Annotated in this window: 14 protein-coding genes; 5 read left to right on the forward strand and 9 right to left on the reverse strand. The window is 73.2% G+C overall.

All coding sequences use genetic code 11. The features are described from left to right. Window positions 1-97: 97 nt before the first annotated feature. Entirely contained in the window at window positions 98-1,816 is a 1,719-nt protein-coding gene (locus B0I33_RS20510; protein ID WP_219927233.1) for a thiamine pyrophosphate-requiring protein, read from the reverse strand. A gap of 291 nt (window positions 1,817-2,107) precedes the next feature. On the opposite strand from B0I33_RS20510, the gene B0I33_RS20515 reads away from it, so the two are divergent. Beyond that, window positions 2,108-3,634 (forward strand): YibE/F family protein, encoded by a 1,527-nt coding sequence (locus B0I33_RS20515; RefSeq protein WP_245900868.1) that lies wholly within the window; start codon window positions 2,108-2,110, stop codon window positions 3,632-3,634. Between the two features lie 46 nt (window positions 3,635-3,680). Continuing rightward, window positions 3,681-3,983, forward strand: a complete 303-nt coding sequence (locus B0I33_RS20520; protein WP_106180441.1) for a hypothetical protein — start codon at window positions 3,681-3,683, stop codon at window positions 3,981-3,983. Here B0I33_RS20520 and B0I33_RS20525 read toward each other — a convergent pair. From B0I33_RS20525 to B0I33_RS20540, 4 genes are all read right to left on the reverse strand, one after another. Then, window positions 3,940-4,608, reverse strand: a complete 669-nt coding sequence (locus tag B0I33_RS20525) for a hypothetical protein (RefSeq protein ID WP_425440500.1) — start codon at window positions 4,606-4,608, stop codon at window positions 3,940-3,942. The two genes, B0I33_RS20520 and B0I33_RS20525, sit on opposite strands and share 44 nt — an antisense overlap. After that, window positions 4,605-5,273 (reverse strand): MBL fold metallo-hydrolase, encoded by a 669-nt coding sequence (locus tag B0I33_RS20530; protein ID WP_106180442.1) that lies wholly within the window; start codon window positions 5,271-5,273, stop codon window positions 4,605-4,607. The genes B0I33_RS20525 and B0I33_RS20530 overlap by 4 nt, the downstream gene beginning before the upstream one ends. 112 nt (window positions 5,274-5,385) lie before the next feature. Further along, the gene (locus B0I33_RS20535) at window positions 5,386-6,096 is read right to left on the reverse strand and encodes a DUF1990 family protein (RefSeq protein WP_106180443.1); all 711 of its coding nucleotides are present in this window, start codon (window positions 6,094-6,096) and stop codon (window positions 5,386-5,388) included. A 6-nt stretch (window positions 6,097-6,102) separates the two neighbouring features. Beyond that, window positions 6,103-6,315: a hypothetical protein gene (locus B0I33_RS20540; RefSeq protein WP_106180444.1), complete on the reverse strand. Its 213-nt coding sequence runs from the start codon at window positions 6,313-6,315 to the stop codon at window positions 6,103-6,105. 108 nt (window positions 6,316-6,423) lie between these two features. Between B0I33_RS20540 and B0I33_RS20545 the strand changes: the two genes are divergently transcribed. The 3 genes from B0I33_RS20545 to B0I33_RS20555 are packed head-to-tail and all read left to right on the forward strand — an operon-like array spanning window position 6,424 to window position 8,853. Further along, complete coding sequence (locus tag B0I33_RS20545) at window positions 6,424-7,158, forward strand: DUF1990 family protein (protein ID WP_106180445.1); 735 nt, start codon at window positions 6,424-6,426, stop codon at window positions 7,156-7,158. Window positions 7,159-7,207: 49 nt separating this feature from the next. Next, the gene (locus B0I33_RS20550) at window positions 7,208-8,056 is read left to right on the forward strand and encodes a peptidylprolyl isomerase (RefSeq protein WP_106180446.1); all 849 of its coding nucleotides are present in this window, start codon (window positions 7,208-7,210) and stop codon (window positions 8,054-8,056) included. 2 nt (window positions 8,057-8,058) lie between these two features. Further along, entirely contained in the window at window positions 8,059-8,853 is a 795-nt protein-coding gene (locus tag B0I33_RS20555; protein WP_106180447.1) for an aminotransferase class IV, read from the forward strand. A gap of 55 nt (window positions 8,854-8,908) precedes the next feature. Here B0I33_RS20555 and B0I33_RS20560 read toward each other — a convergent pair whose 3' ends face one another. From B0I33_RS20560 to secF, 4 genes are all read right to left on the reverse strand, one after another. Further along, complete coding sequence (locus tag B0I33_RS20560; protein ID WP_106180448.1) at window positions 8,909-9,688, reverse strand: enoyl-CoA hydratase/isomerase family protein; 780 nt, start codon at window positions 9,686-9,688, stop codon at window positions 8,909-8,911. A gap of 30 nt (window positions 9,689-9,718) precedes the next feature. Then, window positions 9,719-12,067, reverse strand: a complete 2,349-nt coding sequence (locus tag B0I33_RS20565; protein ID WP_106180449.1) for a RelA/SpoT family protein — start codon at window positions 12,065-12,067, stop codon at window positions 9,719-9,721. Window positions 12,068-12,171: 104 nt separating this feature from the next. Then, entirely contained in the window at window positions 12,172-12,690 is a 519-nt protein-coding gene (locus tag B0I33_RS20570; protein WP_106180450.1) for an adenine phosphoribosyltransferase, read from the reverse strand. Continuing rightward, a complete protein-coding gene (secF, locus tag B0I33_RS20575) occupies window positions 12,687-13,880 on the reverse strand; it encodes a protein translocase subunit SecF (protein ID WP_106180557.1) in 1,194 nt (397 codons plus the stop codon). Before secF ends, B0I33_RS20570 begins: the two co-directional genes overlap by 4 nt. Window positions 13,881-13,896 lie beyond the last annotated feature (16 nt).

The following is a 13,896-nucleotide window of genomic DNA, read 5'->3' on the forward strand; positions in this document are numbered from 1 at the left end:
GTTTCCGCTCAGTGAAAGCCGCCCGCGGCTCGTCGCCGAACGCGGAGCTCGCCGTCGCGAACGCGAACTTCGCGATCTGGAGCGGGGGGACTCGCGGTCAGACGGCGGGGACCCGCACGCTCACCACCGCGGACCGGCCCGACCGGACCATCTCCAGCGACTCCGCGAGCACGCTCGCGAGCTCACCCGCGTCGCGCACGGTGCGGCCCCAGGCACCGCCCGCCGCCTCGGCGATGCCCGGCAGGTCCGCCGCCGGGGCGAAGCCGACGCCGAAGTCGTCGTTGCGGGCGGCGACCCCGTCGGGATGCACGCCCAGCGTGGACTGCTTCGGCGCCTTCCAGCCCTGGTTGTCGAAGATCACGGTGAGGTTCGGGGTGCCGTAGCGCCGCGCCACCCACTGCGCCGACGACGGCACCCCGAACAGGTACGAGCCGTCGCCCACGAGGGACACCACCGTCCGGTCCGGCGCCGCGAGCTTCACCCCGATCGCCGCGCCCGCGGCCCAGCCGAGCGACCCGCCGCCGGACCCGATCAGCGTCCCCGGCCGGTTGCGGCGCAGGTGCTCGTTGACGACGTGGTAGTTGGTGATCGCCTCCGTCAGCACGAGCGTGTCGTCGTCGATGGCCTCCCGCACGCAGGCGACCAGGTACTCCGGCGTGATCACGGTTCCTTCGGGACGCTCCCGCTCCGCCAGCACCCGCCGCTGCCGCTCGTGCTCGGCGGCGGCGCTCTCGGTGCGCCGGGCGACGACCGCGGGGTCGGCCAGCTCGCGGGCGCGCGCGGTCAGCTGGGAAACGGCCGTGCGCAGGTCCGCGCGCGCGAAGCACTCCGCGGGAACGTGCCACAGCGGCATCTGCTCCTTGACCGGATCGATGTCGATCACGAACAGGCGCGCGCCGGCGTCCGGCCGGTTCCGGGTGGGGATCCACGGCACGTCGCTGCCCAGCACCAGCACCACGTCGGCCTCGGCGAGCCTGGGGTTGGGCTGCTGGGTGTTCCACTGGTAGCCCCAGTGCAGCGGGTGGTCGGCGGGGAAGTTCAGGTGCATGGGCACCGACTCGATCACCGGTACGCCCAGCGTCTCGCACAGCTCGACCAGGGCGGGCACCGCCTCGGGGTCCCGGCCGAGGTACGAGGTCACCACCACCGGCGAGCGGGCCCCGGCGAGCGCCCCGGCGACCCGGTCGACCACGTCCGGCGCCAGCGCGGCAGGGGCGACCGGGCTGAACAGGGCGGGATCGGCGTGCTGCTCGGGCACGTCCGCCTCCATCACCTCCCTCGGCCCCACCAGGTACACCGGGCCCGCGGGTTCGCTCCGCGCGATCTGCAGGGCGCGCTGCACCAGTTGCTTCACGTTGTGCCCGGTGCGGATCTCGTTGTCGTACTTGGTGTAGCCGCGCACGATGCCCCGCTGGTCGTGCACGTCCTGGATCCACTGGATGAACTCGTTGCGGCTGCCGAGCAGCTCGCCCTCCTGCGTGAACGGCGACGCGCCCGCGTAGAGGAGCACACCGACCCGGCCCTTCGCGGCGTTGTGCAGCATGCCGCCGATGTTCTGGGTGCCGCAGTCGACGTGCACCACGACCGCCTGCGGGACGCCGGTCACCTGCGCGTAGCCGTGCGCCGCCGACATCGCCACGCTCTCGTGCGGGCACACCACCAGCTCCGGCAGCCGCTTCGCCCAGCCCTCGTCGCGGGCCTGGGCGTAGGTCTCGACGAGCCCGGGATGGTCACTGCCGAGATTGGCGAAGACGTACCGCACCCCGGCCTCGGCCAGTGCCTCCAGGAACGCTCTGCTCGTCGTGTATCCGCTCACTCCACCACTTCCTCGTCGCCGCGTGCGGGCCGACACTATCGCCGCGCGGGAAACGCCCGCCAACAACGCCGTTTCGGCGACCGGAATCGCGCCGGGGCCGTTCCGGGCGGACACGGAACCGAACGGTGACCGCGGTCGTCGGATCTGCCGGGCACACGGTTGCCACGGGTGGCGTGGCGCGGGCGCCGGGCGGCGCTCACGTCCGGCTGGGGGTCGGACGTGGGGCCGCGGCCGTCCCGCCACGTCACCCCTTGCCCGCACGGCCGCACCGGGGTGCAGGAAGATGACCGGGTGCCGCGCGACCACCCCGACCGCCCCAGCGACCTCGGTGGCCTCGGTGACCTCGGTGACCCGGCCGCCGTCACCGGGCCGATCCGCCGGGTGCCGGACGGGCCGCCGCCCCGTCGTGGTCGCGAACGCGCCGGGAACGCCGCCGAGCCCGGCCGGAGGCGGCGCCGGGCCGCGGAGCCGACGGCCCGCGGCGAGCGCCGCACCGACGGGCACGGTCACGTCCATGGCCATGGACACGGGCACGGGCACGGACACGGACACGGACACAGCCCGGCGCCGCCCGCCTCCCGCCGGGTCCGGATCCTGCTCGCCGCACTGCTCGCACCGCTGGCGCTGGCGGCGGTCACCGCCGTGGTGCTGCTGTACCCCTGGGGCGAGCGGACGGTCGCGGGCGAGCACTCGTCCGGGGTGCCCGTCCACGGCACCGTCACGGCGGCGGCCCTCGGACCGTGCCTCGCCGAGGGCCAGGTGCAGGTGGGCGAGGCCCCCGCGGACGGCAGGCAGTGCCTGCGCCTCGACATCGAGCTCACCGACGGCGAGGCGGCGGGCCGGACCATCAGCCGCGCGGTCCCGGTCGAACCGAGCACGCCCCGGTTCGCCGCCGGCGACCAGGTGGTGCTGGCCTACAGCGGCGCCGGTCCCGCGGACCCGGCGTCCTACCAGGTCGTCGACTTCCAGCGCGGGCTGCCGCTGGCGCTGCTGGCCTGCGTGTTCGCGGGCGCGGTACTGCTGCTCGGCCGGTGGCGGGGCCTGGCCGCGCTCGGCGCGCTGGGGCTGAGCTTCGCCACCATCGCCCTGTTCGTGCTGCCCGCGATCCTCGCGGGCGAGAACCCGCTCCTCGTGGCCATCGCGGGCGCGGGACTCATCATGTTCGTCGCGCTCTACCTGACCCACGGGGTGTCGGCGCGGACGTCGGTCGCCGTCCTGGGCACGCTGATCAGCCTCGGGCTGATCGGGGTGATCTCGGCGGTGTTCTCGGCCGCCGCGCGGCTGACCGGGCTGGGCGAGGACACGTCGAGCCTCATCGCGACGCTCGGGCACGGCATCGACGCGCGTGGCCTGCTGCTCGCGGGCGTCGTGATCGGCGCGCTCGGCGTGCTCGACGACATCACCGTGACGCAGACCAGCGCGGTGTGGGAGCTGCGCCGCGCCAACCCCGTTCTCGGCTGGCCCGAGCTGTACCGCTCGGCGCTGCGGATCGGCAGGGACCACGTCGGTTCCGCCGTGAACACGCTCGTGCTCGCCTACTCCGGCGCGGCACTGCCGGTGCTGCTGATCGCCGCGCTGTCCGACGCCGGGCTCGGCTCGATCCTCGCCTCGCAGGAGATCGCCCAGGAGATCGTGCGGACGCTGGCGGGCAGCATCGGCATCATCGCGGCGGTACCGATCACGACGGTGCTCGCCGCGCTCATCGCCACCAGGGAGCCCCTGCCCGCCGGTCACACCGGTCACCCCAGTCACACCGGTCCCTCCAGGTCACCGGCGGCACACCGGCGGGCCCCGCGCGACCGGCCCCCGGTGGAGTGAGGTACGAAGTGGCGTGACATGGCAGGCGTCCCGGCTGGGAGGCGCGATGGAGATGGCGGCAGTCGGCTTCCCGCGGGCGGCGTGGGCCGCCGCCCGGCGCACCGGCCGCGCGGTGGCCGCCGTGGCCGAGGCGGTGCCCAGGATCGCGCACCTGCTCGCCGAGCTGCGGGAGACGGGCAGGCAGCTGGAGCGGCTCGCGACGTTCGCCGCGCAGGAGCTGCCGGAGATCGTCTACCAGCTGGAGGCGATCCGCGACCAGCTCACGGCGATCGAGCGCAGGCTGGCCGCCGGCGCCGTGCCCGTGGTCACTCCAGGGTCGCCACGAAACGACTCACCGCGTCCATCGTGAACCGCTGCGCGAGCTTGCCGGAGGGCGCCGCGGACGCGAGCCGGTAGAGCGGTCGTTCCGCCGCGGCGTCACCCCGTGCCTCCGCGCGCAGCTGTGCCACGAGCAGCTCGGAGAAGACCAGGCCGTTCGCCTCGATGTTGTTCGCGAGCGCGTCGGCGAGCCTGCGCAGCGCGAGGATGCCCAGCTCGCGCCCGCCGGTGCCCGCGTAGACGGCGAGATCCACCTTCGCCGTCCGGCCCCGCTGCCTCGCGTTGACGAGCAGGCTCACCGTGCGCGTGCCGCGGACGTCGGTGACGAGGAGGTCCAGCCGCTGCGCGGCCACCAGGTCGATGCGCCGGGTGCGCCAGGTGCGCACGACGACGTGGGTGCCCTCCAGCCAGAGCTGCCGCCGCATGTTGAACAGAACCACGTACAGCAGGGGCAGGGCGACGAGCGCGGCGACCACCAGCCCGGCGATCTGCCCGCCGATCAGCCCGGCGATCCCGCCGAACGCGGCGCCGAAGAGCACCACGCCGGCGAGCCCGGAAAGGCCGCGCCGCCTGCGCGCGGCGGCGTCCTCGCCGTACAGCGGGATGCGCTCCGGCTCCGGAGTGGGCCGGGGCGCGGCGGGCTCGGGTTCGTTCACGATGTCCTCTGGTCCTCTCGCAGGAAAGGATTGGTTGCCTTCTCCCTGGCGACGGTCGTCGTCGGCCCGTGTCCCGGCAGGACGACGGTGTCGCCGGGGAGCGTCCGCAGCAGCAGTTCGAGTGAGCCCGCGAGCGCGGCGGCGTCGCCGCCCGGCAGGTCGGTACGGCCCACCGAACCCGCGAACAGCGTGTCCCCGGTGAGCGCGAGCGTGCCGCCCTCGGCGCTGTCCAGCCGGAACACCGCCGAACCCGGCGTGTGTCCCGGCGTGTGCAGCGGTGTGATCACGAGCTCCGCGTGCTCCACCGGTTCCTCGCCGAGGTCGGCGATCTCGGCGGGCTCGGCGAGCCGCACCGGGCCGAGCGCCGCGGCGAGCTCGGCGCCGAGCCCGCGCAGCGGATCCGCGAGCAGCACGCGGTCCTCGGGCCGGATGTGCAGCGGGAGCCCGTGCGCGTCGGCGACCGCCGCGGCGGAGTACACGTGGTCGAGGTGGCCGTGGGTGGCGAGCACCGCCGCCGGGGTGAGCCGATGCTCCCGCAACGCCTCCGCGAGCGGTTCCTCGGCACCCTCCCCCGGGTCGACGACCATGCACCCGCCGCCCGCACCCGCCGCGAGCAGGTAGCAGTTGGCCTGGAAAGCGCCGGCCGGGAACCCGACGACGAGCACGAATCCACACCTCCGCCACAGCGACTTCCCCCACCCTAGCGAGCGCGATCCCGCATTGTTCCTGCGGTCCGCGTACACATGTTCGCCATCCGCGCATGCGGACGCCTTCCCGTCACCGGGCGGGGTGGTGCCGCCGGAGCGTCATCCGGTCGAGCACGCGGGGCCGGGAGCCGGACGGCACGAGCACGAGGCCGCCGGACCGGGCGGGCCCGGGAAGGCAGGCGGGACCGGCGTGCGCGAGGTGCCGCATCCGCTCGCCGCAGCGGCGGTAGAACCGCAGCTGCGCACGGCGGCCGAAGAGCAGCCAGCCGAGGCGCAGCACGGGTCCCAGCCCGGGCGAGGGCTGCGAGTAGCTGGTCGCCGTGAACTCGACCCGGCCGCCGCCGAGGTGCTTCACCACCGCGTAGCGCACCTGGCCGCGCTCGAGGTGCTGCTCCAGCGTCTGGTACGCCCAGCCCCACACCCGCTCCGTGTCGCTCGCCTCGTCGACGACCGAGGTGATGCGCACGCCGAAGTAGAAGCGCAGCACCGAGAACCGGCCCTCCAGCAGGAGGTCCCGCCCCAGCAGCGGGGCACGGGCGTCGTACACCGCACGGATCAGCTCCGGCGGGGTGAACTCGTAGTCGCGGAGCGCGTCGCACGCGGTCTCCCACAACCCGCCGGGCTCGGGTGGGCCGGGCGCCTCGTCACCGAGGTGGAAGCGGTGCTCGTCGAAGGTCCAGTCCGGTGGCACCACCTCACCGGGCGTGTAGTTGATCCGCCGCCGCCCGAGCTCGCGCAGCGCCGCCGCGTGGTCGATCGGGCCGAGCAGCCGCTCCCGCACGGCGGCTCACTCGTAGGCACGCAGGGTGTCGCCGATCAGCCACAGCGTCGGCGCCCACAAACCGGTGAACAGGGCGCGGCGCTCGGCGTTGCCGCGCGCCTGCTGGTCGACCGTCTTGGCCCGGATCCACAGCCCGATGCTCAGCCCCATCGCGCCCGCCGACATCAGCTCCAGGTGGCCACCGCGGATCCCGCCGCGGTACAGCAGCCCGCTGATCATCACCGCCCCTTTCCGCTGCCCGGTGCCCGCCCCGGTGGTTGCGGGCCGCTGCCCGGGGAACAGTTCCAGTGTCGGTCGCCGTGGACCGGCCCGCAGCGAGGAGGTCAGGTGGGAGCGGTACTGCGCGAGCGCGCGGCCGCCGTCGCCAGGGCGACGGCCGGTGTGCTGCTGGTGTCCTGGCGTTACCTGTGGGCGGTCACGCCCCTGCACCGGTCGGCTCGGCGCGGCGACGCCTCCGATCTGCCGCCGCCCCTGCCCGAGGAGCTGATCGACGAGCGCAGCCAGCCGTGGCGGGAGGGGACCGGCCCGCTGTTCCACCGCCTGTTCTCGGTGGATGTCGAGGGCGCGACGATGTCCGCGGAAGGCCTGGTCGCGTTGCTCGCCGCCGACCTCGGCGGCTCCGTCCCGGCCGAGGTGACGACCGTGGAGGCGGTCCGCACGGCGGGCGGTGAGCTGCGGCCGGGAGACGAGGTCGTGGTGCGGCTGCCGGGCCCGTGGGACGGGCCCGTGCGCGTGGTGCGCCGCACGCCCACGTCCCTGCACCTGGCGACGCTGGCCGGGCACCTCGAGGCGGGCCAGATCGAGTTCCGCGCCCGGCCGCCGCGGGACGGCCGGCCGCTGCGGTTCGAGGTCGAGGTGTGGGCGCGGCCGGCCAACCGGATCGTCGACCTGCTCTACACCCGCCTGCGGATGGCGAAGGAGGTCCAGCTGAACATGTGGGTCCGGTTCTGCCTCACCACCGCCCGGCGCGCGGGCGGCCGCGCCCGGTGCGGCGTGACGATCAGCACCCGGGTGCTCGACCAGCCAACCCCTGTACAGGGTCCTCACAGGCCGTGCCCATAGACTGCCGCCACCGCAGCCGGGTGACGTCGAGACGAACTGGGAGGGGCAGGTGGCGACCAACCAGCAGCGCCGCGAAGCCGCGAAGCGCAAGCTCGAACGGCAGCTCGCGCGCAGGGCGGAACGGGCGAAGCGACGCCGGATCATCGGCGTCGGCGTGACCGCCGGGGTCGTGGTCGTCGTGGCCGGGCTCATCGTGATCCTCGCCACACGAGACGGGGACGACGCCGCGGCGGACAACGCCACGCCCTCGACCACGCCGAGCGAGCAGATCGACATCCCGACCGAGCGGGTGTCGGTTCCCGAGCGGCCGGAGCCGCTGCCGAACCCGACGACGTGCGAGTACCCCGCGTCCGAGGAACCGGCGGCGAAGGACGTGCAGCCGCCGGACGGCAAGAACGTGTCCTCGCGGGGGACGGTGCAGGTCACTCTCCGGTCCACCGCCGGGGACATCCCGCTGACCCTCGACCGTTCCCTCGCGCCGTGCGCCGTGAACAGCTTCGTCAGCCTCGCCGAGCAGGGCTACTACACCGACACGAGCTGCCACCGGATCAGCACCCAGGGTCTGCAGATGCTGCAGTGCGGCGACCCGGCGGGCTCGGGCCGCGGCGGCCCGGGCTACACGTTCGCCGACGAGGTGTTCGACCAGCTGAAGTACGGTCGCGGCGTGCTCGCGATGGCCAACTCCGGCCCGGACACCAACGGCAGCCAGTTCTTCATGGTCTACGGCGACGCCCCGCTGGACCCGAGCTACACCGTCTTCGGCACGATCGACGACGCCGGCCTGCGGGTGCTCGACAAGGTGGCCAGGGCGGGGCACGACGGCAGCTTCGACCCGAGCCCCGGCGGCGGCAAGCCCACCATGGAGGTGAAGTTCACCGGGGTCGACGTGGCGGCCTGAGCGTGCTGGCCGAGGTCAACGGCGCACCCGCCACCCCGGAACAGCTCGCGGTTGCCGCGGTGTCGGGCTACGGCCACTTCACCACGATGCGGGTGCGCGACGGCCACGTCCGCGGCCTCGGCCCGCACCTGGACCGGCTGGCCGCGGGCACACGGCTGCTGTTCGGCGGCGAGCTGGACCCCGGCCGGGTACGCGGCTTCCTGCGGCACGCCGTGCCCGCGGAGGGCACCGTCAGGGCCAGGGTGACCGTCTGCTCGCTCGGCGTCCCGCGTGGCGACGCGCACCGGCCGGTGGACCCGGACGTCCTCGTCACGGTCACGCCCTCCGGCGAGGCGGACGGCAGCCCGGTCCGGCTGCGGTCGGTGCGGTACCAGCGGCACCTGCCCGAGGTGAAGCACGTGGGCACCTTCCCGCTGTTGCACCACGCGCGGGCGGCCCGGCTGGCGGGTTTCGACGACGCCCTGTTCGTCACGGACGAGGGGCTGGTGTCCGAGGCGTCGGTGTGGAACATCGGCTTCGTCGACGGCGGCGGCACGCTGGTCTGGCCCGAGGCGCCCATGCTCGACGGCGTCACCCAGCGGCTGCTCCGGGACGGGCTCGCCCGGCTCGGGGTGCCCGCCGCGTCCCGCCCGGTGCCGCTGGCCGAGGTGCGCGCACTCCGGTCGGCGTTCCTGTGCAACGCGGGCGACCCGGCGCGTCCGGTGTCCGCTGTGGACGACGCGGAGCTCACCGTCGATCCGGAGCTGACCGCGCTGCTGCGCCGGGCCTGCGCACTGTCGCCGTGGGAGCCGATCTGACGGGGTGGTCGTGAGTGGGAAACGTGGTGAGAGCGACGTTTCCCCCGCACGAGCGTCAGCGGTAGGTGAAGGTCGGTGTGCGGCGTTCCAGGAAGGCGGCCACGCCCTCGGCGTAGTCCTCACCGTGCACCGCGTCGAGCCGGATGCGCTCCACTTCGGAGTCCGTCTCCTCGTGTCCCGACAGGATCTTCTCGATGATCCGGTTCATTCCCCGGATGGACGCCTGCGATCGCGCGCACAGGGTGCCCACGAAGTCCATGGTGGACTCCTCGAGCGCGGACGGGGCGAAGACGTCGTTGACGAGCCCGATCTCCCGCGCCCGCGTGGAGTCGATCAGCAGACCGGACAGCAGGAAGTAGCGTGCGTGCGCGGGGCCGACGAGGGCCACCAGCTGCCGGGTGGACAGGAAGTCGTAGACGATCCCGAGCTTGGCCGGCGTGATGCCGAACCGGGAGCCCTCGGCGGCGAACCGGAAGTCGCTGGCGACCGAGAGCTGGCAGCCGCCGCCGATGCAGTTGCCCCGGATCATCGCCACGCTCGGCTTGCGCATCGCCGTGAGCGCCCGCACCGCGGCGGCCACGGCCTCGTCGTAGGCGGCCGCGCCCTCCGCGGTCGACCGCAGGTCGCCGAACTCGCTGATGTCGGCACCGGCCGAGAAGTCCTGCCCGGCGCCGGTGAGCACCAGCGCCTTGACCCGGGAATCGCCCTCGACGTCGGCCACGATGTCCGGGATCGCCGACCACATGCCGTAGCTGATCGCGTTCTTCTTCTCCGGCCTGGCGAACGTCAGCCGGGCGACCTCACCGTCGCGTGCGAATTCGATCCCGTCGGTCATGGACTGCGACCCTAACCGGCCGGGACCGCGTCAGGAGGCGGAGGTGACCCGGTACACGTCGTAGACGCCCTCCACGTTGCGCACGACCTTGAGCACGTGCCCCAGGTGCTTCGGGTCGCCCATCTCGAACGTGAAGCGGCTGACCGCCACCCGGTCGCGCGAGGTGGTCACCGAGGCCGACAGGATGTTCACCTTCTCGTCGGCGAGCACCTTCGTCACGTCGGACAGCAGCCGGTGCCGGTCGAGTGCCTCCACCTGGATGGCGACCAGGAACACGGAGGACTCCGACGGCGCCCACTCGACCTCGACGAGCCGTTCCGGCTGCGCACGCAGGTCGTCGGCGTTGGTGCAGTCGGTGCGGTGGACGCTGACCCCGCCGCCGCGGGTGACGAAGCCGAGGATCTCGTCGCCGGGCACCGGGGTGCAGCAGCGCGCGAGCTTGGCCCACACGTCGCTGGCGCCCTTGACGACCACACCGACGTCGCCGGAACCGCGCCTGCGGGTGACGGTGGAGGGCGTGGCCCGCTCGGCGAGCTCCTCCTCGGCCTCCTCCACGCCGCCGATGAGCGCCACCAGTCGCTGCACGACGGTCTTGGCGCTGGTGTGTCCCTCACCGACGGCCGCGTACAGCGAGCTGATGTCGGAGTGCCGCAGTTCGGTGGCGACGGCGCCCATCGAGTCGGCCGAGACCAGCCGCTGCAGCGGAAGCCCGACCTTGCGGACCTCCTTGGTGATCAGTTCCTTGCCGGTCTCGATCGCCTCGTCCCGGCGTTCCTTGGCGAACCACTGCCGGATCTTGGCGCGCGCCTTCGGCGAGACGGCGAACGACAGCCAGTCCCGGCTGGGGCCCGCGCCCTCCGCCTTCGACGTGAAGATCTCGACGACCTCGCCGTTCTCCAGCTTGCGCTCCAGCGCCACGAGCCGCCCGTTGACGCGGGCCCCGATGCAGCGGTGCCCGACCTCGGTGTGCACGGCGTAGGCGAAGTCCACCGGCGTGGACCCGACGGGCAGCGTGATCACGTCGCCCTTCGGGGTGAACACGAAGATCTCGCGGGTGGCGAGGTCGTAGCGCAGCGACTCGAGGAACTCGCCGGGGTCGGCGGCCTCCCGCTGCCAGTCCAGCAGCTGCCGCATCCACGCCATCTCGTCGATGTCGACGGCGTTGCCGTTGTGCGTTCCCCTGGTCTCCTTGTACCGCCAGTGCGCCGCGATGCCGTACTCGGCGGTGCGATGCATCTCGTGGGTCCGGATCTGCACCTCGAGCGGCTTGCCGTCCGGCCCGATGACCGTGGTGTGCAGGGACTGGTACACGCCGAACCGGGGCTGCGCGATGTAGTCCTTGAACCGGCCGGGCATCGGCTGCCACAGCGCGTGCACGACGCCCATGGCCGCGTAGCAGTCCCGCACGTCGTCCACCAGGATGCGCACCCCGACGAGGTCGTGGATGTCGTCCAGGTCCCGCCCGCGCACGATCATCTTCTGGTGGATCGAGTAGTAGTGCTTGGGCCTGCCCTCGACCTTCGCGTTGATGCGGGAGCCCTCCAGCTGCGTGGTGAGCTCGCCGATCACCCAGCGCAGGTAGGTGTCGCGGGACGGCGCCCTGTCGGCGACCAGGCGCACGATCTCGTCGTACTTCTTCGGCTGCAGGATGGCGAAGGCCAGGTCCTCCAGCTCCCACTTGACGGTGGCCATGCCGAGCCGGTGCGCGAGCGGAGCCAGGACCTCCAGGGTCTCCTTCGCCTTGCGGGCCTGTTTCTCCGGCGGCAGGAAGCGCATCGTGCGCATGTTGTGCAGCCGGTCGGCCAGCTTGATCACCAGCACCCGCGGGTCACGGGCCATCGCGATGACCATCTTGCGGATGGTCTCGGCCTCCGCGGCGGTGCCCAGCTTCACCTTGTCGAGCTTCGTGACGCCGTCGACGAGTTCGCCGACCTTCTGACCGAACTCGCCGCTGAGCCGCTCCAGCGAGTAGCCGGTGTCCTCCACTGTGTCGTGCAGCAGGGCGGCCACCAGCGTGGTGGTGTCCATGCCCAGCTCGGCCAGGATCGTGGCGACGGCGAGCGGGTGCGTGATGTACGGGTCGCCGGACTTGCGCCGCTGGTCGCGGTGCAGCTCCTCGGCGACGTCGTAGGCCCGCTGCAGCAGGGCGAGGTCCGCGCTCGGGTGCATCTCGCGGTGGATGGCCGCGAGCGGCTCGAGCACCTGCTTGACGGAGGCGGCGCGCTGCGCGGTGATGCGCCGGGCCAGCCGGGCCCGGACCCGCCTGGTGGCGGAGGGAGCCCTGGTGGCACCGCCCGGCTGCCCGGCCCGCGCCGGCTGGGATCCGGGCCCTTCGGCACCGGACCGGCCGGTCACGACGGAATCGAGCTCCTGGCTCACCCGCACCTCCGCACGTGTCGCCGGTCTTGGTAGACACCAAGCGTAACGCGCGAGGGTGCCGGTCTGTGCCCGCTCCCCCCGTGCTCAGCCGCGATCGACCGTGGTCAGCAGGTACGCAGCGCGGTCACGGGCAGTCCGGCGAGCCGGGCCCGGCCGCCGAGCGCCGCGAGCTCGAGCACGACGGCCACCCCGGACACCCGGGCGCCCGCGCCCTCGACCAGCTTCGCGGTGGCTTCCACCGTGCCTCCGGTGGCGAGCACGTCGTCGACGACCGCCACCCGCTGGCCCGCCCGCAGCGAGCCCTCCGGCAGCTCCAGCGTGGCGGTGCCGTACTCCAGCGCGTAGTCCACGCGGGCGGCCACCGAGGGCAGCTTGCCCGGCTTGCGGACGAGGGCGACACCGAGCCCGCGCGCGTAGCCGACGGCGGCGGCCAGCACGAAGCCACGGGCCTCCACGGCGGCGAGCACGTCGGCGTCCGGGCCGACCACGTCCCCGAGCGCGTCGATCACGGTGGCGAACGCGGCGGGGTCACCGAACAGCGGGGTGAGGTCCCGGAACAGGATCCCCGGTTCGGGGAAGTCCGGGATCTCGGCGATCAGGTCCAGTGCCTCGTCGACCTTCATCGCTTCCGCTTGCCCGTCGGCCTGGCTCCCCTCGGCGCGGCCTTCGGATGCCGCGCGGGCACCCCGGCGGCGGCCGCGAGGGCCTTCTCCCTGCGCAGCTCGGCGGCGAGCGCGTCGTCGTCGGTGACGTCCAGCTCGGCCTCCTTGCGCGCGTGGCTGGCCCGGCGCGCCCACACGCGCTCGGCGTGCTCGCGGTACTTCGGGTCCCGCATCTTCAGCGCCGCCAGCAGCGGCGTGGCGAGCAGCACCGAGGACATCACCCCGGCCAGCATGCCGGTGAGCAGCACCAGGGCGAGGTCCTGCAGCGTGCCGGCCCCGAGCAGGACGTAGCCGATGACGAGCAGCCCGAGCACGGGCAGCAGCGCGATCACCGACGTGTTGATCGACCGCATCAGCGTCTGGTTGAGCGCGAGGTTCGCCGCCTCCGGGTACGTCCGGCGGGTCAGGCCGAGCAGGCCCCTCGTGTTCTCCCTGACCTTGTCGAACACCACCACCGTGTCGTACAGCGAGAAGCCGAGGATGGTGAGCAGGCCGATCACGGTGGCCGGCGTGACCTCCAGGCCGACGAGGGAGTACACGCCCGCGGTGACCACGATGTCGTGCAACAGCGCGACCAGCGCCGCCACCGCCATCCACTTCTCGAAGTAGATGACGAGGAACACGGTCACCAGCACGAGGAACACGGCCAGGGCGATGAGCGCCTTCTCCGAGATCTCGTCGCCCCACGACGCGCTGACCGCGCTGTCGCTGATGACCTGCGGGCTGGGCTCGCCGTTCGCGTTCAGCGGCCGCAGTTCCTCGAACAGCGCCTGCTTGACCTGCGCCACCTCGTCCGCGTTCAGCGTGTTGGAGCGGACCTGGATCGCGGCCGCGTCGCCGAGGCCGACCTGCTGCGCCTCCGAGGCGGGCTCGCCGAGCGCCTCGGAGAACACCTGCTTGGCCTCGTCCGGCGTGATCGGGCCGTTCGCGCCCTGTGCGGGCAGCTGGATCTGGGTGCCACCCTCGAACTCGATGCCCAGGTTGAACCCCTTGAAGCCCAGCGACAGGAGGCTGACCAGCACGAGCACGGCGAAGAAGCCGAACCAGCGCTTGCGGTGCCCGACGATGTCGAACGCGCCGGTGCCGGTGTAGAGCCGCTGCAGCGCGGACCGCTTGGGCGTGGCCTCGCCGCCGGTGGCGTCGGTCCGCACACCGGTGCCGCCGGTG

This window comes from Prauserella shujinwangii (assembly GCF_003001955.1).
GTDB lineage: Bacteria > Actinomycetota > Actinomycetes > Mycobacteriales > Pseudonocardiaceae > Qaidamihabitans > Qaidamihabitans shujinwangii.